Source organism: Klebsiella sp. S69 (assembly GCF_016516145.1).
GTDB lineage: Bacteria > Pseudomonadota > Gammaproteobacteria > Enterobacterales > Enterobacteriaceae > Klebsiella > Klebsiella oxytoca.
The window spans coordinates 72,321-98,522 of record NZ_JACVUU010000014.1; the positions used below are offsets into that span (position 1 = coordinate 72,321).

Sequence of the window (26,202 nt, forward strand, 5' to 3'; positions counted from 1 at the left end):
GCTATATCAAGCATTTTGCCCGGCGATTCGCCGGGCAAAGGGGGAGGTTACTGCAGCGGGCTGAGGGTAATTTCCACGCGGCGGTTCTGCGCTTTCCCTTCCGCCGTGCTGTTGCTGGCGATGGGGTTCGCCGGACCCATGCCAGTCGTGCGGATGCGACTGGCCGCTACGCCCTGGGTGATAAGCGCGCTGGCGACGCTCTCCGCGCGCTGCTGAGAAAGACGCATATTCAGATCCTGGCTACCGGTACTGTCGGTATAGCCAACTACGTTAACCGCGGTTTTCTCATACTCTTTGAGCACCATTGCCACCCCGGTCAGGGTATTGGCGCCTGCCGGTTTGAGATTGGCGCTGCTGCTGTCGAAGGTCACATTGTTTGGCATATTCAGTACGATATTGTCACCGTTGCGCGTCACGCTTACGCCGGTTCCCTGCATTTTGTCGCGCAGCTTCGCTTCCTGCACGTCCATGTAGTAACCGATGCCGCCGCCCAGCGCTGCACCGGCCGCTGCGCCAATCAGCGCGCCTTTGCCGCGGTCATGTTTGGAAGAGGAGAGCACGCCGACGCCTGCGCCGACCAATGAACCAATGCCCGCGCCGATCCCGGATTTACCCGCTTCGCGTTCGCCAGTGTAGGGGTTGGTGGTACAGCCAGAAATGACCAGTGCGCCGCTAACGATAGCCGCAATCATGAGTACGCGTTTTTTCATCTTAATTCCTTAATCCTTTTTATTCTTTGCCACAGCGACCGTGACGGTTGATTATGACGCCCGAAGCCGGAGAAAATTCCGCAGAGAGCATCTCAATTTGTAAATAACATTGAACGGCTGAATAACTTGTCGTCACTACACCTGCTATCGCTGACCAGGAGCCCGTTTTGCCAACCTCATCTGCCACCAAAACTATTCTGACCGCCGCCCACTGGGGACCCATACTGGTCGAAACCGATGGTGAAAACGTCATCTCGTCGCGCGGAGCGCTTGATACGCCTTTCGCCAACTCCCTGCAAACTGCCGTGCGCGATCAGGTGCACAGCAAAACTCGGGTACGTTACCCGATGGTGCGTAAGGGATTTCTCGCCTCGCCAGAAAGCCCACAAGGCGTGCGCGGGCAGGACGAGTTTGTGCGGGTGAGCTGGGAGCAGGCGCTGGATCTGATTCACGCTCAGCATCGACGCATTCGCGATAGCTATGGCCCGAGCGCCATCTTCGCGGGTTCCTACGGCTGGCGTTCTAACGGCGTGCTGCACAAAGCGGCGACGCTGCTCCAGCGCTATATGAGCCTGGCGGGCGGTTATACCGGGCATCTGGGCGATTATTCCACCGGCGCGGCGCAGGCGATCATGCCGTACGTGGTTGGCAGTAATGAGGTTTATCAGCAGCAGACCAGCTGGCCAATGGTGCTGAAACATAGCGATGTGGTGGTGCTGTGGAGCGCTAACCCATTAAATACGCTAAAAATTGCCTGGAACGCTTCCGATGAGCAGGGCATCCCGTGGTTCGATCGTCTGCGTCAGAGCGGGAAGCGGGTGATCTGCATCGATCCAATGCGATCGGAAACGGCGGAATTCTTTGGCGACGCGGCGGAGTGGATCGCCCCGCATATGGGCACCGACGTGGCGCTGATGCTCGGTATCGCCCATACGCTGGTGGAAAACGGCTGGCAGGATGACGCGTTTTTGGCCCGCTGCACCAGCGGCTATGACGTTTTCGCCCGCTATCTGACCGGGGAGAGCGACGGAACGGCCAAAACGGCGGAATGGGCGGCGGCGATCTGCGGCATTAGCGCGGAGAAAATTCGCGAACTGGCACAACTTTTCCACGAAAACACCACCATGTTAATGTCCGGCTGGGGAATGCAGCGCCAGCAGTTTGGCGAACAAAAGCACTGGATGCTGGTGACCCTTGCCGCCATGCTCGGCCAGATCGGCACCGAGGGCGGAGGCTTTGGCCTCTCCTATCACTTTGCCAACGGCGGCAACCCTACGCGCCGCGCGGCGGTGCTGGCCTCAATGCAGGGCAGCGTGGCGGGCGGTACCGATGCAGTGGAAAAAATCCCGGTCGCGCGCATCGTTGAAGCGCTGGAAAACCCCGGGGCGTCTTATCAACATAACGGTATGGAACGCCGCTTCCCGGATATCCGCTTTATCTGGTGGGCGGGCGGCGCCAACTTTACCCATCATCAGGATACCAATCGCCTGATCCGCGCCTGGCAAAAGCCGGAGCTGGTGGTGATTTCCGAATGCTTCTGGACCGCGGCGGCGCGCCATGCCGATATCGTCCTGCCTGCGACAACCTCATTTGAACGCAACGATATGACGATGACCGGCGATTACAGTAACCAGCATCTGGTGCCGATGAAGCGGGTGGTCGCGCCGCGCGATGAAGCGCGCGATGATTTCGAGGTCTTCGCCGATCTCAGCGAGCGCTGGGAAGCGGGCGGGCGGGAGCGCTTCACTGAGGGTAAAAACGATCTGCAGTGGCTGGAGACGTTTTACCAGATTGCCGCCCAGCGCGGGGCGGCGCAGCAGGTTTCCCTGCCGCCGTTCGCCCAGTTCTGGCAGGACAATCAGTTGATTGAAATGCCGGAAAATCCTGAAAACGCGCGTTTCGCCCGCTTTGCCGCCTTTAGGGCCGATCCGCTGGCGAATCCGCTGAAAACCGCCAGCGGAAAAATTGAAATTCACTCGCCGACCATCGCCGGGTTTGCTTATGCGGATTGCCCGCCGCATCCTATGTGGCTGGAGCCGGACGAGTGGCACGGCAATGCGCAGGCAGGCCAGCTTCAGGTGCTTTCCGCGCATCCGGCGCATCGCCTTCATAGCCAGCTCAACCAGACGTCGCTGCGCGAACGGTACGCGGTGGCGGGCCGTGAACCGTTAACCCTTCATCCGCAGGATGCGCAGGCGCGCAATATTGCCGATGGCGATCTGGTGCGGGTATGGAATTCACGCGGTCAGGTGCTGGCCGGCGCAGTGGTAACCGAGGGTATCCGTCCGGGGGTTATCTGCCTGCATGAAGGGGCGTGGCCGGATCTCGACGCTCAGGCGGGTATCTGCAAAAACGGTGCGGTAAACGTGCTCACCAAAGATATTCCCACCTCGCGGCTGGGCAACGGCTGCGCCGGAAATACGGCGCTGGCCTGGCTGGAAAAATATACCGGACCCGAGCTTACGCTGACGGCATTTGATCCGCCGACCAATGCATAATCCAGGTTGGATGCTGGGTTTCATCCTGCCATGCGCAGTCTTCAATGCGGAAGCCTTGCGCATGGTAGAAATTTACCGCCTGAACGTTTTTCTGATATACCTCGAGGCTGAGCCAGCCGTAGTGTTTTTTGACTTCGCCGATTAGCGCGCTGCCGATACCCTGTCTGACGGCGTCCGGCGCAACGAACAGCGCGCCGATGAAGCGGGATTCCATTACGCTGATAAAGCCCTTCAGCATGCCATCCTGTTCCCATACCCAGGTTTGGGCGGCGGGCAGATAAACGTCGCGCACTATCGCCAGGCTATCATGCCAGTAGCTTTCGGCGATAAACGGGTGCGCGTGGATCGTACTTTCCAGCCACAGCTCAAGCAGCGGGCCGGTTTCGCTAGCGTCCCAGTGGCGAATCATCCTGGCCTCCTGTGCGACAGAAACAACCGGTGACGTGGTCATTGACCAGACCGCAGGCCTGCATAAAGGAGTAGCAGATAGTGGAGCCGACAAACTTAAAGCCGCGTTTTTTCAGCGCTTTCGATAGCGCGTCAGAAGCGGGGGTGGTTGTCGGGATCTCCGCCAGCGTGGCGGCGGTCGTCACCTGCGGTTGATTGTCGACGAACGACCAGACGAAATCTGCGAAAGGTTCGCCATTTTCTTCCATTGCCAGGAAGGCGCGAGCGTTGCCGATGATGGCCTGGATTTTACCGCGGTGGCGAATAATACCGGCGTCGAGAAGCAGACGTTCAATATCTTCTTCACCCATAGCGGCGACGCGAACCGGGTCAAACTGGTGAAAAGCGTTGCGGTAGTTTTCACGCTTTTTCAGCACGGTGATCCACGATAGTCCGGCCTGCTGGCCCTCAAGGCAAATCATCTCAAACAGCTTACGGGGATTCTTTTCCGCAACGCCCCACTCGCTATCGTGATACTCAATGTATAAAGGATCCTGACTGACCCATCCGCAACGTTGCATCTGCCTCTCCCTTTTGTCATAAAAATCAGTCGTTCAACTTGACGGCTGAAAGATAAAGATAATAGTTAATACAGGGTTATTATTCCCACAGCAGGAATAGGGCACCCCATAAAAAAACACAGCAACCTTGCCGTTTCGGCTCTTTTTGGAGTCGCATTAATGATAATAAAGAAATGCAATGGCCTCCGGGGATTCCTGGTCCCGGCGTGCGTATCCGTCTGGGCGTCGTGTGTTGCCGGTGCGAATGCCTGGCAACAGGAATATATCGCTATCGATACAAAAAGTAATACAGCGGAACGCTATACATGGGACAGCGATCACCAACCGCGCTATGAAGATATTCTCGCGGAGCGGATAAATGCGGCCGACGATCCTTCAGGACTGGCATTTAATAAGGCAGTCTCCCCGGCAGATAGCGCCCGCGGGATGAGCGTCGGCTGGAATTTCTCTCTGCTCGAGGGCATGACGTCCGGTCCGGTAGCCAGTTTACATACCGATTTGACTTCGCCGTTGCTTAGCCGAAATGCCGCCGGAGCCGGCTATGTGAATACGCTGGGCTGGCGGGTCGATTACCAGAAATTATGGGGCGTACATCCGTGGGCGCAGGTGAGCTATAACCAGGGATTAACGACGGATTCTGGCGGGCCGAATCGCGCGCAGGATGGCGCCTGGCGGGACGTGACCTTTGGCGCGGATATGTCGCTTAACCCCCATATAGCCGCCTGGGCGGCGCTATCGCAGGCGGATAATGTGCCCTCCGGGGAAAACTATCTCTATTTAATGGGCGTGAGCGCCAATTTTTAATTTATTTGTATCATGTTTTATTTAATTTATTAACGTATCAGTTACAGCAGTGACGCATCTTGCAGTGATAGTGGACACTAACTTTGCAGTAAATATTTAAGGCGTGAATGTTTTGCAATGTCATTCATTCCGTCTTTTATGCATTTCATTCCGCAGTAGCGGCAGCTCATGCCTTTTTTCCCCAGGCTTACAGGGGACTTCGTTATGGTGGCGGCAGTTAATTATTCAGGACAACTGCTATGAACGCTGCAAACCGTCAATACACCCGCTGGCTCACGCTGCTCGGCACTATCATTACGCAATTTGCGCTGGGATCGGTTTATACATGGAGTTTGTTCAATAGTTCCCTTTCCGCCAAGCTGGACGAACCGGTAAGCCAGGTGGCGTTCTCATTTGGCCTGCTAAGCCTTGGTCTGGCGCTCTCCTCATCCGTGGCGGGTAAATTACAGGAACGTTTTGGCGTCAAACGCGTCACCATGGCGTCAGGCGTTCTGCTGGGCCTCGGTTTCTTCCTTACCGCTCATTCAAACAGCCTGATGATGCTGTGGCTGAGCGCGGGCCTGCTGGTGGGGCTGGCGGATGGCGCCGGCTATCTGCTCACGTTGTCAAACTGCGTCAAATGGTTCCCGGAACGTAAGGGGCTGATCTCCGCCTTTTCCATCGGTTCTTATGGGCTTGGCAGCCTGGGCTTTAAATTTATTGATTCCCATCTGCTGGCGACGGTCGGCCTTGAGAAAACCTTTATTATCTGGGGCGCTATCGTGCTGGTGATGATTGTGTTCGGCGCGACGCTGATGAAAGACGCACCGAACCATACCGCTACCGCCAACAACGGCGTCGTCGAAAACGACTTCACCCTTGCCGAATCGATGCGTAAACCACAGTACTGGATGCTGGCGGTAATGTTCCTGACCGCCTGCATGAGCGGCCTGTACGTGATTGGCGTGGCGAAAGATATTGCCCAGGGGATGGTGCACCTTGATGTGGCGACGGCAGCTAACGCGGTCACGGTGATCTCTATCGCTAACCTTAGCGGTCGCCTGGTGCTGGGGATCCTGTCTGATAAAATGTCCCGTATTCGAGTGATTACCATCGGGCAGGTTGTTTCGCTTATCGGTATGGCGGCGCTGCTGTTCGCTCCGCTGAACGCCACCACTTTCTTCGCCGCCATTGCCTGCGTGGCCTTTAACTTCGGCGGTACGATTACCGTCTTCCCGTCGCTGGTCAGCGAATTCTTTGGCCTCAATAACCTGGCGAAAAACTACGGCGTGATTTATCTCGGCTTTGGTATCGGCAGCATTTGCGGTTCCCTGATTGCGTCCCTGTTCGGCGGTTTCTACGTGACCTTCTGCGTCATCTTTGCGCTGCTGATTCTCTCTCTGGCGCTATCGACCACCATCCGCCAGCCGAAAAGTGAGATTTATCACGAAGCGCATGCCTGAAGCCGGGCGTTATCGTGGTCTCGATGATTAATCACCTAAGCTAATAGTGCCAATCCAACCAAATGTTTTGTAAATGTTTGGTTGGATCACATTCCCTCCTGATACTTTTCCCTTCCGCTGTGGTCTACTTAGCGCGCATTGTAGAGGTTTCTTATAACCAAGCTAAACGCACTTTATTAACCTGCTTACTTATATTGCTTAAGTCGGGCGGTTTTATCTCTTCGTTTTCCAGGTTTTTTGCATGAAATACATTAAAACGATGACGCAGCTGAAGCTCAGTATCTGGCTGGCGCTGTACATCGGCTGGTTTATGAACGCTGCCGTACTCTTCCGCCGCTTCGAAGGGTACGCTCAGGAATTTACCATCTGGAAAGGACTCTCAGGGGCAGTGGAACTGGTCGGGACTTTCCTGGTCACCTTCTTTCTGCTGCGTATTTTGTCGCTGTTCGGACGCCGGGTCTGGCGTATCCTCGCGACTATCGTCGTTCTATTCTCCGCTGCCGCCAGCTATTACATGACCTTCCTGAACGTGGTGATCGGCTACGGGATTATCGCCTCGGTGATGACCACCGACATCGACTTATCCAGAGAGGTGATCGGCTGGCACCTGATCCTCTGGCTGGTGCTGATGAGCGCGCTACCGCTGCTGCTTATCTGGAGCAACCGCTGCCGCTTCACGCTGCTGCGGCAAATTCGTACCCCTGGCCAGCGGATGAAGAATATTACGATCGTATTGCTGGCGGGATTGATGGTCTGGGGGCCAATCCGTTTGCTGGAGGTCCGTCAGAAGAACTTCGAGCGGAGCTCAGAGGTCGATCTGCCAAGCTACGGCGGCGTAGTGGCTAACTCCTACCTGCCGTCAAACTGGCTTTCGGCGCTGGGGCTGTACGCGTGGGCGCAGGTTGATGAGTCATCGGATACTAAATCCCTGATTAATCCGGCGAAAAAATTTACCTACGTGGCGCCCGAAGGGCTCGACGATACCTACGTGGTGTTTATCATCGGCGAAACCACCCGCTGGGATCATATGGGGATTCTGGGCTATAGCCGTAATACCACGCCTAAGCTGGCGCAGGAGAAAAACCTGGTCGCTTTTCGCGGATACTCCTGTGATACCGCGACTAAGCTGTCCCTGCGCTGTATGTTCGTCCGTCAGGGCGGGGCGGATGATAATCCGCAGCGGACGCTGAAAGAGCAGAACGTTTTTGCCGTTCTGCATCAGCTTGGCTTTACCGGCGACCTGTATGCCATGCAGAGCGAGATGTGGTTCTACAGCAACACGATGGCGAACAATATCGCCTATCGCGAGCAGATTGGCGCGGAGCCGAGTAACCGCGGCAAGAGCGTTGACGATATGCTGCTGGTGGACGAAATGAAGCGCGGTCTGGCGAAGAATCCCAATGGTAAGCATCTGATTATTCTGCATACCAAAGGGTCGCACTTTAACTATACCCAGCGCTATCCGCGCAGTTTTGCGCAGTGGCAGCCGGAGTGCGTTGGCGTCGATAATAAGTGTTCGAAGGCTGAGCTGATTAACTCGTATGATAACAGCGTGACCTATGTCGATCACTTTATTGTAAGCGTGCTGGATCAGCTGCGGGATAAGAAAGCGATTGTTTTCTATGCCGCCGACCACGGCGAGTCCATTAATGAGCGCGAGCACCTGCACGGTACGCCTCGCAAGATGGCGCCGCCGGAGCAGTTCCGCGTGCCGATGATGGTATGGATGTCGGATAAGTATCTGGCGTCTCCCGATCATGCCGCCTCTTTTGCTCGTCTGAAGCAGCAGGCAGCCATGAAGGTGCCGCGCCGCCACGTAGAGCTGTATGACACCATTATGGGCTGTCTTGGCTATACTTCGCCGGATGGCGGGATTAACCAATATAACAACTGGTGCCACGTTCCTGACGCTGCGGCGAAAAAGCCGTAGCGGAGTGGCGAGTTTCTCGCCGCTTGAGCGACTTTTTCATAATAAGGCATTGACGGGTGTGTATCGCAGCAGTAAGATGCGCCCGCATTCGGTGATTGGCGCAGCCTGGTAGCGCACTTCGTTCGGGACGAAGGGGTCGGAGGTTCGAATCCTCTATCACCGACCAAATTCAAAAGCCTGCTCAACGAGCAGGCTTTTTTGCATCTGTAGCTCTTACTGATATGCAGCATCGCCTCCGGGAAATTAGCCGCATCGCACACCGCTCCCGGGGGCGGCGCAAAGCGCCTTGCCCGGGCTACAGGTTCAGCGTCGTCTGCGGGCAGGTAGCCCGGACAGATGCGCAGCATCGCCTCCGGGAAAAGGCGCTGCTTGCTAAGAGTGTGAAAAAACGCATCCATCCTCATTTCCTGCCGCCAATTCCCTGTTTTGTGACATCTTCCATTGTATTTTTTTATATATACTCCGATCTTTTTTCGCGAAGCTTATGGATAACTTCAGCATTTTCCGCTGTGCGTTTTAACGTTCACGCTATTTATCGCTCACATATTGGTCACATCGCAAGAAATTTTTACCATTTCCTGGAATTGCTTATGACTGCCTGTTGAAAAATATAAAGGGCTTTATTCTGTCTATTGGCCGCTAGCATAAATTTCTCTGCTGGAAATAGCGCATTGCACTTTTTTTAATCTTTGCCTGCCGATTCTCACCCCGGATGTAAAACCAGGTTGGCTGTATTGACGTTTCCCCATTCTGTTGACAGATTGTAGGGCATGAGGGGCATTTCATGGAGAATCCGTACTGCAACTCAGTCGTTTTTGCGAAAGGAATCCCCATCTCTCTCAACGCTTTCGGGCACCACCGACCGGACCGGGTATATTCTAAATAGTTCGAGCTGCGGGAAGGCGGCAAGCTTGAGAATCCCCAGGAGCATAGATGGCTATGTGACTGGAGCGATCGAGCGCAGCCAACGCATCCGTAGTTCGAAATATGACGAATAAAAATAAATAAAGGTCTGGCGGATATATGCAAACAACATCACATTTGGAGCAGAATAATGAGTATTTCCTTGAAGAAATCAGGGATGCTGAAGCTTGGTCTGAGCCTGGTTGCCATGACCGTCGCAGCAAGCGTACAAGCGAAGACCCTGGTTTATTGTTCAGAAGGTTCGCCGGAAGGCTTTAACCCACAGCTCTTCACCTCTGGTACCACCTATGACGCCAGCTCAGTGCCAATTTATAACCGCCTGGTAGAATTCAAAACCGGCACCACGGAAGTTATTCCGGGCCTGGCGGAGAAATGGGAAGTTAGTGAAGACGGAAAAACCTATACTTTCCATCTGCGTAAAGACGTGAAGTGGCAGGATAACAAAGATTTTAAACCGACCCGCACGCTGAACGCCGATGACGTCGTTTTCTCATTCGACAGACAAAAAAATACCAATAACCCGTACCACAAAGTGTCTGGCGGCAGCTATGAATATTTTGAAGGCATGGGATTACCAGACCTGATTAGCGAAGTGAAGAAAGTGGACGATAATACCGTCCAGTTCGTGCTGACCCGTCCGGAATCGCCGTTCCTTGCCGACCTCGCTATGGACTTCGCCTCTATTCTGTCAAAAGAGTATGCCGATAACATGCTGAAAGCCGGTACGCCGGAGAAAGTGGACCTCAACCCAATCGGTACCGGTCCGTTCCAGCTGCTGCAGTATCAAAAAGACTCCCGTATTCTCTATAAAGCCTTCCCGGGTTACTGGGGCACTAAGCCGAAAATCGATCGCCTGGTCTTCTCCATCACCCCTGATGCTTCCGTGCGCTACGCTAAGCTGCAGAAAAATGAATGCCAGATCATGCCGTACCCGAACCCGGCAGACATCGCGCGCATGAAGGAAGACAAAAATATCACCCTGCTGGAACAGCCGGGTCTGAACGTCGGCTACCTCTCTTTCAACACCGAGAAGAAGCCGCTGGATGATGTCAAAGTTCGTCAGGCGCTGACCTACGCGGTAAACAAAGAAGCGATTATCAAAGCCGTTTATCAGGGCGCCGGCCAGGCCGCGAAGAACCTGATCCCGCCGACCATGTGGGGCTATAACGACGACATTAAAGACTACACCTACGATCCAGAAAAAGCGAAAGCGCTGCTGAAAGAGGCGGGACTGGAAAAAGGCTTTACCATCGACCTGTGGGCGATGCCGGTACAGCGTCCGTATAACCCGAACGCGCGCCGTATGGCTGAGATGATTCAGGCCGACTGGGCTAAAGTTGGCGTCCAGGCCAAGATCGTGACCTTCGAGTGGGGTGAATACCTCAAGCGCGCGAAAGCGGGCGAGCACCAGACCGTAATGATGGGCTGGACCGGCGACAACGGGGATCCGGATAACTTCTTCGCGACCCTGTTTAGCTGCGCCGCGGCAAAAGACGGTTCTAACTACTCCCGCTGGTGCTACAAGCCGTTTGAAGACTTGATTCAACCGGCTCGCGCTACCGACGACCACAACAAGCGTATTGAGCTGTACAAACAGGCTCAGGTTGTGATGCACGACCAGGCGCCGGCGCTGATCGTCGCTCACTCCACCGTCTATGAGCCGGTGCGTAAAGAGGTCAAAGGCTACGTGGTCGATCCATTAGGTAAACACCACTTCGATAACGTCTCTATCGAATAATAACAGCGTGTTTCCCCTCTCCCCGCCTTGGGGAGAGGGAATTGACATTTGTGAGCAATACAGACGTCCTGTCACCAGGCGGGTCGTCACTAGAGAGAATCCGGGTTATGTTGCAGTTCATTCTCCGACGTTTGGGACTTGTCATCCCGACATTTATCGGTATTACCCTTCTCACTTTTGCCTTCGTTCATATGATTCCCGGCGACCCGGTGATGATTATGGCGGGCGAACGTGGTATTTCCCCTGAACGTCACGCGCAGCTGCTGGCCGAGATGGGCCTTGATAAACCGATGTGGCAGCAGTACGTCAACTATATTTGGGGCGTGATGCACGGTGATTTGGGCATCTCGCTGAAAAGCCGTATTCCGGTCTGGGAAGAGTTCGTACCGCGCTTTAAAGCCACGATGGAGCTGGGCGTCTGCGCGATGATTTTTGCCGTCATTGTCGGTATCCCGGTGGGCGTGCTGGCGGCGGTTAAGCGCGGCTCTATCTTCGACCACACCTCCGTTGGCCTCGCGCTGACCGGCTACTCTATGCCCATCTTCTGGTGGGGCATGATGCTAATCATGCTGGTGTCGGTGCAGCTCAATCTGACGCCGGTTTCCGGGCGTATCAGCGATACCGTCTTCCTTGACGATACCCTGCCGTTGACCGGATTTATGCTGATCGATACCGCGATTTGGGGCGAGCCGGGCGACTTTATTGATGCGGTAATGCATATGATCCTGCCCGCAGTGGTGCTGGGGACGATTCCCCTGGCGGTGATCGTGCGTATGACCCGTTCGTCGATGCTGGAAGTGCTGGGTGAGGATTATATCCGTACCGCGCGCGCGAAAGGCCTGACGCGGATGCGGGTAATCATCGTGCATGCTTTACGTAACGCGATGCTGCCGGTGGTCACGGTTATCGGCCTGCAGGTCGGTACGCTGCTGGCGGGGGCTATCCTGACCGAAACCATCTTCTCCTGGCCGGGCCTTGGCCGCTGGCTGATTGATGCGCTGCAGCGCCGCGACTATCCGGTGGTGCAGGGCGGGGTGCTGCTGGTGGCGACGATGATTATTCTCGTCAACCTGCTGGTCGACCTATTGTACGGCGTGGTGAACCCGCGTATCCGGCATAAGAAGTAAGGGGCCATCATGTCACAAGTTACTGAAAATAAAGTTGTCGCCGCGCCGGTGCCAATGACCCCGTTGCAGGAGTTCTGGCACTATTTTAAACGTAATAAAGGCGCCGTCGTGGGGCTGGCCTATGTCGCGGTGATGATCATCATCGCCGTCTTCGCCAACTTCCTCGCGCCTTACAATCCGGCGGATCAGTTCCGCGATGCGCTGCTGGCTCCGCCGTTCTGGCAGGAGGGCGGCAGCATGTCCCACCTGCTTGGCACCGATGACGTTGGCCGCGATATCCTGTCGCGCCTGATGTACGGCGCGCGCCTGTCGCTGCTGGTAGGCTGTCTGGTCGTTGTGCTATCGCTGATCCTCGGTGTGGTACTCGGTCTTGTCGCGGGCTATTTTGGCGGCGTGATTGACTCGGTCATTATGCGCGTTGTCGACATTATGCTGGCCCTGCCAAGTCTGCTGTTGGCGCTGGTGCTGGTGGCCATCTTCGGCCCGTCGATCGTCAATGCATCAATAGCGCTGACCTTTGTCGCCCTGCCGCACTACGTGCGTCTGACCCGCGCGGCGGTGCTGGTAGAGGTGAACCGCGATTACGTCACCGCTTCCCGCGTGGCGGGGGCTGGCGCGATGCGTCAGATGTTCATCAACATTCTTCCTAACTGCCTTGCGCCGCTGATTGTTCAGGCGTCTCTGGGCTTCTCTAACGCCATTCTCGATATGGCCGCTCTTGGCTTCCTTGGCATGGGTGCGCAGCCGCCGACACCGGAGTGGGGCACGATGCTCTCCGACGTGTTGCAGTTCGCGCAGAGCGCCTGGTGGGTCGTCACCTTTCCCGGTGTCGCTATCCTGCTGACGGTGCTGGCATTTAACCTGATGGGTGACGGTCTGCGTGACGCGCTCGATCCCAAACTGAAGCAGTAAGAGGTTCGAGATGGCGTTATTAAATGTAGATAAACTCTCGGTGCACTTCGGCGACGAAGGGACGCCGTTCCGCGTCGTAGATCGCGTGAGCTACAGCGTAAATCAGGGCGAAGTGGTTGGTATCGTCGGCGAGTCCGGTTCGGGTAAATCGGTTAGCTCTTTGGCGATTATGGGGCTGATTGACTATCCCGGCCGGGTGATGGCTGAAAAGCTGGAGTTTAACGGTCGCGACCTGAAGCGCATTTCCGAAAAAGAGCGCCGCCAGCTGGTGGGCGCGGAAGTGGCGATGATCTTCCAGGACCCGATGACCAGCCTGAATCCGTGCTATACCGTCGGCTACCAGATTATGGAAGCCATTAAGGTGCACCAGGGCGGCAACAAGAAAACCCGCGTGCAGCGGGCGATTGATCTGCTGACGCTGGTCGGTATCCCCGACCCGGCTTCGCGTCTTGATGTCTATCCGCATCAGCTTTCCGGCGGTATGAGCCAGCGCGTGATGATTGCGATGGCCATCGCCTGTCGGCCAAAGCTGCTGATTGCCGATGAACCCACGACGGCGCTGGATGTGACTATCCAGGCGCAGATCATTGAGCTGCTGCTGGAGCTGCAGCAAAAAGAGAATATGGCGCTGATCCTGATCACCCACGATCTGGCGCTGGTGGCCGAAGCGGCGCACAAAATCATCGTCATGTACGCGGGGCAGGTGGTGGAAACCGGCGACGCGCAGGATATCTTCCGCGCGCCTCGCCACCCCTATACGCAGGCGCTGCTGCGCGCGCTGCCGGAGTTCGCTCAGGATAAAGCGCGCCTTGCCTCGCTGCCGGGTGTGGTGCCGGGTAAATACGACCGTCCGAACGGCTGTTTGCTCAATCCGCGCTGCCCCTATGCGACAGACAAATGCCGCAGTGAAGAACCTGAGCTGAACCTGCTTAACGGCGGTCGCCAGTCGAAATGTCATTACCCACTTGATGATGCCGGGAGGCCTGGGCTATGAGTACGCATGAGGCCATCACGCAACAGCCTCTGTTGCTGGCCACCGATCTGAAAAAATACTACCCGGTGAAGAAGGGGCTGTTTGCGCCGGAACGCCTGGTCAAAGCGCTGGACGGCGTTTCGTTTACCCTTGAACGCGGTAAAACGCTGGCGGTGGTAGGGGAGTCTGGCTGCGGCAAGTCGACGCTCGGTCGTCTGCTGACGATGATTGAAATTCCCACCGGCGGCGAGCTTTACTACCAGGGACAGGACCTGTTGAAGCACGATCCGCAGGCGCAGAAGCTGCGCCGGCAGAAAATCCAGATTGTGTTCCAGAATCCCTACGGTTCGCTTAACCCGCGTAAAAAGGTGGGGCAGATTCTCGAGGAGCCGCTGCAGATCAACACCAGCTTGAGCAAAGAGCAGCGCCGGGAGAAGGCGCTGGCGATGATGGCGAAAGTGGGTCTGAAAACCGAACATTACGACCGTTATCCGCATATGTTCTCCGGCGGCCAGCGTCAGCGTATCGCGATTGCCCGCGGTCTGATGCTGGACCCGGACGTGGTGATTGCCGATGAACCGGTCTCCGCGCTGGACGTTTCGGTGCGCGCGCAGGTGCTGAACCTGATGATGGATTTACAGCAGGATCTGGGGCTTTCTTACGTCTTCATCTCTCACGATTTGTCGGTCGTGGAGCATATCGCTGATGAAGTCATGGTGATGTATCTGGGCCGCTGCGTGGAGAAAGGGACGAAGGATCAAATCTTCAATAACCCGCAGCATCCGTACACTCAGGCGCTGCTGTCAGCCACGCCGCGTCTGAATCCGGATGACCGCCGCGAGCGTATCAAGCTCACCGGCGAGCTGCCGAGCCCGCTGAATCCGCCGCCGGGATGCGCGTTTAACGCCCGCTGTCGCCGCCGTTTTGGCCCATGTACCCAGCTTCAACCGCAGTTGAAAGACTACAGCGGCCAGCTGGTGGCCTGCTTTGCGGTCGACCAGGATCAAAACGGCGAGAAGCCGCTGAGCTGATCCAGGTAACCGATAATCAAAGCCGAAGCCTGTGCTTCGGCTTTTTTTAGCCCGGACTCAGCGCTGTTGGAACAAACCTACAACGAACAATGCTGGCACCCTACGCCAGTACAATAGTTATTGCGGGAGAGCGAGATAACTACATGAAAATATTTTGTTTTATCTTCGTTCTTTCTTTGGTTGGAGCGGATAAGCAGCAAAGGTGATTCATGAAGTTGTTCCTTGTTGTTCGGTCAACGCTTTATATTCCTGGTTTTTGGCTAACATCCTGAGCTATTTATTTTGCGCCACGGTGTTATTTATTATTTTAATTAAGCGTGGCAGGTGATTACTAAAGACATTAAAAAATATTAAAATGTTTTCTCTTTCGTATTCAGTCGGCGCGTATTACACGGTTTTTAAAAGTTAAACGGCATAAAAAACTACGGTCTGCTGATAGCCCGGCAGGTTGCGGGGGGATTGATGACGCTGCCGCCCAAAAAATGGGGCTATCATTTTGAAAAAGAGCTGTTAGTGTAGCCGCACTACCGCTATGGAATTAAACCAGTCAGGCTTATTCAAAATAATCAAATTAATACTAAAGTTAGCGTATCGTGACGGGCGTAACTCCCCAAAAAACAACCCATTAAACTATGCTCTGGCGGCATAGCATGACAATTAAAACAGATTAAATATGATGTATTTAAAATCATGAGGTTATCTATGAACCATTATGATGATTTGCAGCGCTTTAAGGAAAAGACGCGGACACACAGTCTCCCATTCAAGGACCTCTCATCAGAAACCGGCGCCGGTGAAAAAGGCGATTGGGTTATTCTCAATCAGCTTATTCCTGCGGAGCAAGCATCCTCTTTGGCTATGGGAGGATCGGTATCTTTACCCCTGCCGCAGCTGGTGCCGGCCAATATGTTTCATCAGGTGGAGCGGACAGCCATTCAGACCGCGCCGGCGGCATCGTCGGTTGCGCCGTCGGTAATGATTCCCGACCCTGTCGCCCCATCCGCGCCGCAGCCTGTTCCCGCGGTGAGTCATATTGCTCCGGTTGCCGTAGAACCGATAGTGCAGGCAGGCGAGGCCGCGACCGGGCAAGCGTTCCGGACAGCCGTATCGCAACCTGTTGCGCCGCTATCTGACCACGTGCCAGCTCCGGCTGTCAGACCTCGCCCGGCGATAGCGCCGACGGTGGACGGTTTTGCCCATCTCTTTGCGGCAAAAACGGTGGCGCCAGCGGCGAAAGATAAAGATCAGCCCCTGAAATCACTCTTAGAAAGGATTGCGACATGCCGTTGATCTGCGTGTGTTCGCCGAAAGGCGGCGTAGGAAAGACGACCCTGGCGGCAAACCTGGCTTGGGCGTTGGCCCGCGCAGGCAGCAAAGTCCTCGCTCTGGATTTTGATGTGCAGAACGCGCTGCGCCTGCATTTTGGCGTGCCTCTCGGCGATGAGCGTGGGTATGCCGCAAAAGCGCTGGAGCTCCATGACTGGAGCCAGTGCGTGTTAAGCGCCGGCAGCAATATTTTCGTTTTGCCCTACGGCGAGGTGAGCGAGGCGCAGCGACAGGCGTTCGATGAGCGTCTGACCCATGACGCGCATTTCCTGACGCGCGGGCTGGCGGCACTGCTTAACTACCCTGGGCTGATTACCGTTGCCGACCTGCCGCCGGGTCCTTCACCCGCGCTAAAGGCGCTGACTTCGCTGGCCGACATGCATCTGGTACCGCTGCTGGCGGATACCGCATCGATGTCCGCATTGTCGCACGTGGAAAAGCAGCGCCTGACCGGAGGCGCTCTCAACGCTAAACACGGTCACTATTTTGTGATTAACCAGAGCGATAACCGTCGCCAGGTCAGTCGCGATGTCACGGCGTTGATGGAAGAAAAGCTGGGCGATCGTCTGCTGGGCATTATTCATCGTGATGAAAGCGTGGTGGAGGCAAATGCCTCCCAGAAGTCGATCCTCGACTTTAACTCATCCTCCGCAGCCGCCTTTGATATTGAAATTATTGCCAAAAAAATCTCTGCGCAGTTGGGTATCAATATCGGCGACGGCACGGTGCACAGCCAGCCTCGCAGGTCAGGTCTTTAATTTAACTGCAGGGCTGCTGAATGAAAAAAACGCTTTTCTGGGCGCTGGTACTGGTGCTTGCGCCCATTGCCGTGCTGGTGGTGATTACGCCGATGGACAGCCAAAAGCAGTCTATTTTTGGCCTGCTGAGCATCGGTATTCTCTTTGTTATGGGTTTCAGTAAAAACCGCAGCGTTTCCGTCATTATGGTGGTGACATCGCTGTTGATGTCGACCCGTTATATGTATTTTCGTCTGACGCAGACCCTGCATTTCAACTCCACCATCGAAGCGATTCTGGGAATGGGGTTGTTTCTGGCGGAAGTCTATATCTGGGTGATGTTGCTGCTGAACTACCTGCAAACGGTCTGGCCGCTGAAGCGTGAAATCGTCCCGTTGCCCGATGATATGAGCCAGTGGCCGACGGTAGATATCTATATTCCCAGCTATAACGAACCGCTTGAAGTGGTGCGTGATACCGTGCTCGCTGCGCAATGTATTGATTATCCAAAAGATAAATTAAAAATCTATTTGCTGGATGACGGCAAGCGTAACGAATTCGCGGTATTCGCCGCCGACGTTGGGGTAGGGTATATCACCCGCAACGATAACAAACACGCCAAGGCAGGCAACCTCAACCACGCGATGACGCTAACCAACGGCGAGCTGATCTGCGTTTTTGACTGCGACCACGTGGCAACCCGCGTCTTCTTGCAGGCAACGGTGGGGGGATTCCTCAAAGACCCGATGCTGGCGCTGGTGCAGACGCCGCACTATTTTTACTCGCCGGATCCCTTCGAGCGCAATCTCTCCGTCGGCCGCAATATTCCCAACGAAGGGATGCTGTTTTATGGTCCGATTCAGCAGGGAAACGACAACTGGAATGCGACCTTCTTCTGCGGTTCCTGCGCGGTTATTCGCCGCGCTGCGCTGGAGCAGATCGGTGGCTTTGCGGTTGAGACCGTCACCGAAGACGCCCATACCGCGCTGAAGTTCCAGCGTCTGGGCTGGAAATCGGCGTTCCTGGATATTCCTCTGGCGGCAGGTTTGGCTACCGAACGCCTGGTGGTGCACGTCATTCAGCGTACCCGCTGGGCCCGCGGGATGACGCAAATTTTCCGTCTGGATAACCCGCTACTTGGCCGTGGGCTAACGTTCCAGCAGCGTCTGTGTTACCTCAGCGCCATGCTCTATTATCAGTTCGCTCTGCCGCGCGTGGTCTTTGTCACCGCACCGCTGGCCTATCTGCTGTTCAACCTGAATATCATCTACTCCTCGGCGAGCCTGATTGTTTCCTACGCGCTGCCGCATCTGTTCCTCGCGATCTATGTCGGATCGCGCATGAACGGCCGCTATCGCTACAGTTTCTGGGGCGAAATCTACGATATCGTGCTGGCCTTCCACCTGGTACTGCCAACGCTGGTCACCATGATTTTCCCCAAACGCGGAAAATTCAACGTGACCGATAAAGGCGGCCTGCTGGACGTGGGCTACTTCGACTTTACCGTCGTCAGGCCACACCTGGTCGTCGCCTGCCTGCTGGGCCTGGGAGTGGTGGTTGGTATCGTCCGCGCCATCGGTCACGACTATTTTGGCTCAGACCCGAACGTTATCGCGCTGAACGTCGGTTGGGGGATTTATAGCCTGATTTTCCTGCTGGCCGCCATTGCCGTGGCGCGCGAAACCCGTCAGGTACGAAAAACGATTCGTATTGATGTCGATATCCCGGTGCTTATCCACTACACCAGCGGCATTGTCTCCCGCAGCCACACCGCAGATCTGTCCATGGGCGGTTGCCGCGTAAGCGCGCCGGATAAGCGTCACCTGGAGGATGAAATCGAAGAGATTGAGCTAATTCTTCAGTCCGGAGCGATTTCGATCCCGGTACGCCAGGTCACCGCTGACGATCGGTTTATCCGCCTGCAATTTGATGAAAACATTCAGCTTTCCCGTCGCCGTGAACTGGTGCGGGTGGTGCTGGCCCGCGCCGATGCGTGGATTAATCCGCCGCGCCCGCAGGACAACCCGTTCCGCTCTTTCGCCACGATTTTACGCTGCGTATTTGAACTCTTCTGGCTGACGTGGAAGACGCGCCGCAGCCAGCGTCGTCAGCCCTCTGCGGCAAACCCCGCGCAGGAGGATGGCAGTCTATGAAATCCTTAACGACGCTCGCTCTGCTGGTTGGAGTGCTCTCTGCGCCAGCGCTGCACAGCGAGGAGATGCCCGCAGATTCATTGCCGGAGCTTAACTTTCCGCTTCCAGATGCGGCTGCGAACAGCGCATCGGCGCCCGCTAGCGAAGCGAATTCACCGGCGACGACGGAAGCCGCGTCGGCAAACGCCGCTCAGCCGGATTCGCTACCCGCGCTGCCGCCGATAACGCCTGTTGTCCCTGATACGGTACCGCTTACGCCGATCGTTGGCGGCAATCTTAACCTGATGCAGATGGGCATGCCGGACGGCATTATCCTCAGCGGTGGACAAAATCAGGGCGGCGCCAGCTTTACGCTCCCCTCCGATCAGGTGGTCACCCACGCCCAGCTGATGCTGGAGGTCAAGGTTTCGCCGGAGATGGCGTCCCGCAACGCCACGCTGCAATTAATGCTCAACGGCCAGCCGCTCGGCACCTTGCCGCTGGGGGCTGATGGCGAGGATATTTCGCACTACCAGCTGGATATCCCGGCGGCGCTGATGGTGTCCAGCAACAACCTGAGCTTTAAGATTAACGACGGCGATGCGCTGCAGTGCCGGCTCGATATTCACGACACCTCGCGGGTAACCATTCTGCCCGGCTCCCACTTTAGCTGGGAGAGCCAGCAGCTCAATATCAGCAACGATTTGGGCCACTTCCCGCGCCCGTTTTTCGACCGTATGCAGATGACGCCAGCGGATATCGCTATCGCGTATCCGGAGAAACCAACGGCGGATATTTTCAGCGCAGCGGCGCTGGTGTCGTCATGGCTGGGTATTCAGGCCGACTATCGCGGTATCGCTTTTGACGCGCTGCGCGATCGCCTGCCCGAGAAACACGGGATTATCATCGGTCATCCCGGGGATCGGGTGGGCGGCCTGACGCTGCCGCAAACCGACAAACCGCTGCTGCGGATCGTGGAAAATCCCGGTAATCCGGCTTATAAGCTGCTGCTGATCGTCGGCCAGAATGACGCCGCACTGCGCATGGCCGCGTGGCGCCTGACCCGCGGCGATTTCGCCCCGCAGACGGCCAGCATGACCGTGGATCCGCAGGCGATTCCCGTCGGCAAGCCCTACGATGCGCCGCGCTGGATCGCCACCGATCGTCCGGTAAAAATCAGCGAGCTGATCCGTCAGGATCAAAGTATGACCGTCAGCGGCGTGTGGCATGAACCGCTGCGCGTGGCCTTTCGCGCCGCGCCGGATCTTTATCTGTGGGATGGAGAAACTATCCCCCTGCAAATTGGCTATCGTTTCCCGTCGGAGAACTGGATTAACGAGGATAAGTCGCTGCTGAGCGTGACGCTGAACAACACCTTCCTTAATAATCTACCGATGAACAAACAGGGGCCGCTGGAGAAGCTCTGGCGGCATCTGGGCGGCGACGCGCGTCAGGAACGGTTTACTATCCCGCTGGCGCCGTATCTGATTTACGGTGATAACCAGCTGTCGCTCTATTTCAACCTGGTGCCGAAGGATAACGCGCCCTGTTCGCTCCTGCTGAACAGCACTATCAAGAGTCGAATCACCGACGATTCGTGGATCGATTTGAGCGGTACGCGGCACTTCTCGCTGCTGCCGAATCTTTCCTATTTTGTCGGCGCTTCGTTCCCGTTCTCCCGGTTAGCGGATTATTCGCAAACTACGCTGCTGCTGCCGGAACAGCCTTCGGAAACCCAGGTGGCGATGATGCTGAATCTGGCAGCCCGTTCGGGTAATTCAACCGGCAAAGCGTTAGCCAACAACCGCGTAATATTGGGCGTTCCTGACGGCGGCGCCAATGCGCCGCTGCTGCGCGATCGCGACGTGCTGGCGGTCAGTTCCCTCGAGCAACAAGGGTTTAACCAGCGCCTGCTGGCCCATTCCCCCTACGCCCCGGTCGATAACCTGCTGAGCGTACGTGAACCGACGCTGTGGGAAAAGATTCAGCGCAGGCTGAGCGGCGACTGGGCTTCTGACGGCGTCGATGCCGACCGCTATTTCTCCTCCAGCAGCGCCTGGCGCGGTTTTATCAGCTATCGCTCACCGTGGAACCCGCAGCGGGTGGTGGTGGTGGCGATGGCCAGCAGCGACGATCAGCTGGCGAAACTGGAAGACGATCTTAATTCCCCGCGTATCAATGCCGGTATTCGCGGCGATACGGCAGTGATCACCAGCGATAACGGCGTGCGTAGCTTCCAGGTCAGCACGCCGTTCCCCAGCGGCCAGATGCCGTGGTACATGATGGCGGTATGGTACGCCAATCAGCACTCCGGGCTGCTGGCGGTGCTGGGGTTGATTATGACATCGATTCTGGGTCTGGCGCTGACCGCCATGTTTAAACGTCATGCTCGTAAGCGCCTGGATTCGGGAGAGAGCCAATGAAAAGAGCCAGCAGAATGAATACCCATGCAGCCCGTCAATTTTCTACGCTGTGCCTGTCCGGCGCGCTGACGCTTGGCGCATTCGGCGGAGCGCACGCGGCGGGTAACGATGCCGCGCTACAAGCGTTGTTCGCACAGGCCAACTACTGGCACGAAAAATCGCATGACGAACTGGCGATGGAATCGCTGCAAAAAGTGCTATCGGTGGATGCCAACAACGCTCAGGCGCTGTACCTGATGGCGCTATGGGCGCAGCAGGGGGGCAATCTGCAGGCCGCAGCCCAGTGGCGGGCGCGGCTGGAGAAAGCGGCGCCCGACAGCCCCGGACTACAGGATCTGGATAGCGCAAAAAAAATGGCGCAGGTGCCGCAGGGACAGCTCACTCTGGCCAGACAGCAGGCGCGCAGCGGCAATGTTCCCGCCGCGCTGGCGACCTGGCGGAGTATGTTTAACGGCAACGTTCCGCCTTCCGGGCTGGCGGCCGAATACTATATGACCATGGCCAGCGACAAGGCGCTCTACCCACAGGCGTTGAGCGAACTACGTCAATACGTCGCGCAGCATCCGCAGGAGAACGCGCCGCGCGTTGCCCTGGGCAAAGTGCTCACCTGGCGCGAAGAGACCCGCCGGGAAGGCATCGCCATGCTGGAGCCGATGGCCAGCGGCAGCAAAGAAGCCGATAGCGGGCTGCGTCAGGCGCTGCTGTGGCTGGGGCCGCAGCTGGGGGATGAGCCGTTTTACGACACCTGGATGCAGCGTCATCCGCAGGATACTGAAGTCCAGAACTACTTTCGCGAACGGCGCAGCGGCCAGGCGCGCGGCCAGGGCTATTCTGACCTCAACAGCGGCAATACCGCCGCGGCGAAGCAGCAGTTTGAACAGGTTCTGCAAAGCAACCCGCAGGACGCTGACGCGCTGGCCGGTATGGGCTATATCGCCCAGCGCAGCGGCGATTTTCAGGCGGCCTCTCAGTATTTGAGCCGGGCGGCGGATCTCGGCGGCGATGGCTCGGAAACCCGTCGTCAGCAGGCGGCGGATGCGCTGTTTTACGGGCAGCTCGCCCAGGCGCAGCAGGCTTACAAGCAAGGGAATATTAGCCAGGCGCTGGCGCTCTCTGCGCCGCTGGCGCAGCAGAGCGGGACGCAGGGCACGGCGGCGAAGCTGTTCCGCGCCGACGTTCTGCGCCATAACAAAGATTTGCCGCAGGCCGAACAAACGCTACGGGCGCTGCTCAACGACCAGCCGCAAAACGGCCCGGCGCGGGAGAATCTCTATTACGTTCTGCGCGAACAGAATAAAACGGCGGAAGCGCAGGCGATGCTGCGCACGCTGCCGGAAAGCCTGCAGCAAAAACTGCAGCCGCGGGTGGTCATCGGACAGCCCGGCGATTCGCTGCGTCGCCAGGCGCAGGAGCAGGCCAGCGCCGGTAACGTGACGGCGGCTATCGCCATGCTGCGCCAGGGGCTTTCTCGCTATCCGGACGATGCGTGGATGCGCCTCGATCTGGCCCGTATGCTGCAAAAAGCCGGTAACGACGGTGAGGCAAATGCGGTTATGGGCGCCGCCTGGCGTCCCGGCGCCGGCGCCAGCTCGCTGTACGCTGCGGCACTTTTTGCCAGCGAGAACGGCGGCTGGCAGCAGGCGCAAACCCTGCTGGCAAGAATTCCCCCCGCCAGTCAGACCAGCCAGATGCGCGACCTGAAACAACGGGTGAACTACAACCTGCAGCTGGCGATGGCGGAGAGCTATCTGGCGCAGGGCAATACCGTTGCCGCTGCTAATACGCTCAGGACGATGACCGCAACGCCGCCTGAAGCCCCGGCGGATGTCGGTAAACTGGCGCGGCTGCTGGCCCAGAGTGGTGATGTCACCACCGCGGTATCGCTGGTGCGCAACAATATTAACGGCGGTATCTCAGGTAATGCCGGGGATTATGCCGATCAGGTGACGGTACTTAACCAGGCGGGCCTGACAACCGAAGCGCAGAGTCTGCTCACTAACCCGCAGCTGCAGGCAAGCAGTACGCCGACGCAGCTGGCCAGTATTCGCAACGGTTATGTGATTAACGAAGCGGACCATCTGCGCGAGCAGGGCAACTACGCGGCAGCGTATGACAGGCTGATGGGCGCGATGCAGAACGACCCGCAAAATACCGATCTGATGTTCGCTATGGCGCGGCTCTATCAGAGCGGCAAAATGAACAAAGAGGCCGGTGTCGTCTATGACTATCTGATGACCCGCGATACGCCGACGCAGGATGCGCGCAGCGGGGCTATTGATGTCGCACTCTCGGCGGGGAATAGCGAACGGGCGGCGCAGCTGGCGGGTGGACTGCGCCCGGATAACTCGCCGGACCGCTTGCTGCTGCTGGCGCGCGTTGCCGAGTCGCAGGGGCATCATCAGCAGGCGATGACTTACCTGCGCAGCGCCCGCGGCAGGCTGCTGGGACAACAGAGCAGCAATGGCGCGCAAACGCCGACCGTGGGCGGCGCGCTGGCGGCGGATAATCCGTTTGTCGGCGTCTCGCGTACCCCCGGGGCGACGCGTGCGGCCTCCGCCTACGGGCAATATATGCCGTGGCAGGTCTCTCAGGTATCGACCGGGGATGGCGGCGCGCTGCCGGGGATCCAGCGCACCGATCTGCCGGTCGAAACCGCCCAGACCCGGATGCTGCGCCAGGTGGATACCATGATGGAGACGTTGCAGGAAAAAACCGGCACCTGGCTGCAGGGGGGCATGGAGGTTCGCGGTCGCGACGGCGAATCCGGCACCAGTAAGCTCAGCGAGATAAAAACCCCGCTCACCTGGTCCTCATCGCCGTTTGGTGATTCGCGTTTCGATTTTACCGTTACGCCGATTACGCTGAACGCGGGGACGGCGACCGGCGACGCCTGGCGGCGTTACGGCGCGAACCCGCTATCCAATGCAGTCTCCAATATGATTTCCACCGCGACCAGCGAGCAGGCGGCGATTGCGGCGATGACCGCGACCGAGCGCACGACGTACTTTGCCAACAATCCGGGGGCAGAAGCCTTGAGCGGTTTGGGCACGCTCAAGGCCTCTGACTTTAACGCCACCACCAGCAGCGGCATGGAGAATCTGGCGAAACTCGGAACTTACGATTCCGGGCAGGTCGCCAGCTATCTGGCCTCTTCCAGCCTGAAGCCGAATGTCGATCAGGCGAGCGGCTCAACCGATTCACAAAAAGCCAACGGCGTGGAGCTGGCTCTGGCGCTGAGCGGCGACGAATACCGCGTCGATATCGGCAGCACGCCGCTGGGCCAGGATCTAAATACCGTGGTGGGCGGCGTAAAGTGGTCGCCGAAGCTGACCAACTATCTGTCGTTGATTTTTACCGGCGAGCGTCGGTCGCTGACCGACAGTCTGCTCTCCTGGGTAGGGCTGAAGGATTCCTATTCCGGCAAGACCTGGGGGCAGGTGACCAAAAACGGCGGTACCCTGCAGCTAAGCTATGACGACGGCGATGCCGGTTTCTACGTCGGCGGCGGGGGCTATAGCTACCTGGGACAAAACGTCGCCAGCAATACCAGCATAAACGCCAACGCCGGAGTTTATTTGCGGCCTTACCACGATGAGTATCGTCAGCTGCAGACCGGGTTGAGCATGAGTTACATGGATTACTCGAAAAACCTGAGCTACTTCACCTACGGGCAAGGGGGCTACTTCAGCCCGCAGAACTACGTCAGCGTATCGCTGCCGGTGAGCCTGACGGAAAAATATGACAACTGGACGATGAAACTTGGCGGCTCGGTGGGCTATCAATCCTATAGCCAGGATAAGAGCGCTTATTTCCCGACTAACGCCGGGTGGCAGCAGGCCCTCGAGACCGCAGTGAGCAACGGTTTTGCCAAAGAAGCCTACTATTCAGCCACTTCGAAGAGCGGTATCGGCTATACCCTACGCGCCGGCGCAGATTACAAAGTCAACAAACAAATGACGCTCGGTGGTCAGGTTGGCTATGACACCTTCGGCGATTATAACGAGAGCACCGCTGGTCTCTATATCCGCTACATGCTGGGAGATAACTGATCGTGACGGACAATAATAACGCGCAGGTTATGACGTGGTTTCAGCAGCAGCAAACACCTGCCGGATGGTTCGATCTGCTGCTCATTATGGTTGATGGGATGGTCAACAACGCGGGTGAGCTGGAGAGCCAGCCCTTTCTGCGGCAGATGGGCGAGGCGCTGGCCGATGAACATCCGCTGCCGGAGTCTGAGACTCTCGGCCAGCTGGAGACCAACATGAATGCGCTGCTAAGCCGCTTTCAGTGGGGCTTCGTCAGCGTCGAGGTGAACGATGAAGGCCTGCGATTACGCCATCAGGCTCTGCCGGTCAGCCGCGATGAAGCGCGGCGCATCCGCTGGTGTAATGCATTTTGTGCCATACTCGAGGGGCTCTATTCCCGCTGGTTACAGGGACAGGGCGGCGCGGCGCACGTGGTTTTACAGCGTGAGCGGCTGTTTTCAGTCTCTGACGTTCAGTTTCTTTACTTCCATCCCTAATG

At 57.0% G+C, this 26,202-nt stretch carries 17 protein-coding genes, 1 tRNA gene and 1 pseudogene; 16 read left to right on the forward strand and 3 right to left on the reverse strand.

The window, feature by feature from the left end; translation table 11 throughout:
• Positions 1–47: 47 nt before the first annotated feature.
• On the reverse strand, positions 48–710 hold the full coding sequence (locus IAE27_RS15010; RefSeq protein ID WP_004106757.1) for an OmpA family lipoprotein: 663 nt from the start codon (positions 708–710) through the stop codon (positions 48–50).
• 167 nt (positions 711–877) lie between these two features.
• Here IAE27_RS15010 and IAE27_RS15015 point away from each other — a divergent pair, with 167 nt between their 5' ends.
• Positions 878–3,208, forward strand: a complete 2,331-nt coding sequence (locus IAE27_RS15015) for a molybdopterin guanine dinucleotide-containing S/N-oxide reductase (protein ID WP_154022763.1) — start codon at positions 878–880, stop codon at positions 3,206–3,208.
• On the opposite strand, the gene IAE27_RS15020 is transcribed toward IAE27_RS15015, so the two are convergent.
• Together IAE27_RS15020 and tag are read right to left on the reverse strand one after the other, a co-directional pair.
• A complete protein-coding gene (locus IAE27_RS15020; RefSeq protein WP_004116315.1) occupies positions 3,171–3,617 on the reverse strand; it encodes an N-acetyltransferase in 447 nt (148 codons plus the stop codon). The genes IAE27_RS15015 and IAE27_RS15020 overlap by 38 nt on opposite strands.
• The gene (tag, locus tag IAE27_RS15025; protein WP_004106751.1) at positions 3,595–4,176 is read right to left on the reverse strand and encodes a DNA-3-methyladenine glycosylase I; all 582 of its coding nucleotides are present in this window, start codon (positions 4,174–4,176) and stop codon (positions 3,595–3,597) included. The genes IAE27_RS15020 and tag overlap by 23 nt, the downstream gene beginning before the upstream one ends.
• Before the next feature lie 159 nt (positions 4,177–4,335).
• On the opposite strand from tag, the gene IAE27_RS15030 reads away from it, so the two are divergent.
• The 15 genes and pseudogenes from IAE27_RS15030 (at position 4,336) to bcsD (ending at position 26,200) form a co-directional block, all read left to right on the forward strand.
• Positions 4,336–4,980, forward strand: coding sequence for a hypothetical protein (locus tag IAE27_RS15030; RefSeq protein WP_004116310.1), 645 nt, complete (start codon positions 4,336–4,338; stop codon positions 4,978–4,980).
• Between the two features lie 239 nt (positions 4,981–5,219).
• Entirely contained in the window at positions 5,220–6,422 is a 1,203-nt protein-coding gene (locus IAE27_RS15035) for an MFS transporter (RefSeq protein WP_017145261.1), read from the forward strand.
• A gap of 241 nt (positions 6,423–6,663) precedes the next feature.
• Positions 6,664–8,352, forward strand: coding sequence for a kdo(2)-lipid A phosphoethanolamine 7''-transferase (gene eptB, locus IAE27_RS15040; RefSeq protein WP_004116305.1), 1,689 nt, complete (start codon positions 6,664–6,666; stop codon positions 8,350–8,352).
• Positions 8,353–8,441: 89 nt separating this feature from the next.
• Positions 8,442–8,518 (forward strand) — tRNA-Pro (locus IAE27_RS15045).
• A gap of 888 nt (positions 8,519–9,406) precedes the next feature.
• Positions 9,407–11,014, forward strand: a complete 1,608-nt coding sequence (gene dppA / locus IAE27_RS15050; RefSeq protein ID WP_004116299.1) for a dipeptide ABC transporter periplasmic-binding protein DppA — start codon at positions 9,407–9,409, stop codon at positions 11,012–11,014.
• A gap of 107 nt (positions 11,015–11,121) precedes the next feature.
• A complete protein-coding gene (dppB, locus tag IAE27_RS15055) occupies positions 11,122–12,141 on the forward strand; it encodes a dipeptide ABC transporter permease DppB (protein ID WP_004106742.1) in 1,020 nt (339 codons plus the stop codon).
• 9 nt (positions 12,142–12,150) lie between these two features.
• Positions 12,151–13,053, forward strand: coding sequence for a dipeptide ABC transporter permease DppC (gene dppC / locus IAE27_RS15060; protein ID WP_004106740.1), 903 nt, complete (start codon positions 12,151–12,153; stop codon positions 13,051–13,053).
• A gap of 10 nt (positions 13,054–13,063) precedes the next feature.
• A complete protein-coding gene (gene dppD / locus IAE27_RS15065) occupies positions 13,064–14,047 on the forward strand; it encodes a dipeptide ABC transporter ATP-binding protein (protein ID WP_200092608.1) in 984 nt (327 codons plus the stop codon).
• Positions 14,044–15,057 carry a dipeptide ABC transporter ATP-binding subunit DppF gene (gene dppF / locus IAE27_RS15070; RefSeq protein WP_049591478.1) on the forward strand — a complete coding sequence of 338 codons (1,014 nt, stop codon included), beginning with the start codon at positions 14,044–14,046 and terminating at the stop codon, positions 15,055–15,057. Before dppD ends, dppF begins: the two co-directional genes overlap by 4 nt.
• A gap of 702 nt (positions 15,058–15,759) precedes the next feature.
• The gene (locus IAE27_RS15075) at positions 15,760–16,347 is read left to right on the forward strand and encodes a cellulose biosynthesis protein BcsO (protein WP_016807732.1); all 588 of its coding nucleotides are present in this window, start codon (positions 15,760–15,762) and stop codon (positions 16,345–16,347) included.
• A gap of 1 nt (position 16,348) precedes the next feature.
• Positions 16,349–17,141, forward strand: a pseudogene (gene bcsQ, locus IAE27_RS15080) (cellulose biosynthesis protein BcsQ).
• A 20-nt stretch (positions 17,142–17,161) separates the two neighbouring features.
• Positions 17,162–19,273 carry a UDP-forming cellulose synthase catalytic subunit gene (gene bcsA, locus IAE27_RS15085; RefSeq protein WP_004106724.1) on the forward strand — a complete coding sequence of 704 codons (2,112 nt, stop codon included), beginning with the start codon at positions 17,162–17,164 and terminating at the stop codon, positions 19,271–19,273.
• Positions 19,270–21,675: a cellulose biosynthesis cyclic di-GMP-binding regulatory protein BcsB gene (gene bcsB, locus IAE27_RS15090; RefSeq protein ID WP_154022693.1), complete on the forward strand. Its 2,406-nt coding sequence runs from the start codon at positions 19,270–19,272 to the stop codon at positions 21,673–21,675. Before bcsA ends, bcsB begins: the two co-directional genes overlap by 4 nt.
• The gene (locus tag IAE27_RS15095) at positions 21,672–25,724 is read left to right on the forward strand and encodes a cellulose biosynthesis protein BcsC (protein ID WP_154022692.1); all 4,053 of its coding nucleotides are present in this window, start codon (positions 21,672–21,674) and stop codon (positions 25,722–25,724) included. The genes bcsB and IAE27_RS15095 overlap by 4 nt, the downstream gene beginning before the upstream one ends.
• Positions 25,724–26,200 (forward strand): cellulose biosynthesis protein BcsD, encoded by a 477-nt coding sequence (gene bcsD / locus IAE27_RS15100; RefSeq protein ID WP_024274803.1) that lies wholly within the window; start codon positions 25,724–25,726, stop codon positions 26,198–26,200. Before IAE27_RS15095 ends, bcsD begins: the two co-directional genes overlap by 1 nt.
• Positions 26,201–26,202 lie beyond the last annotated feature (2 nt).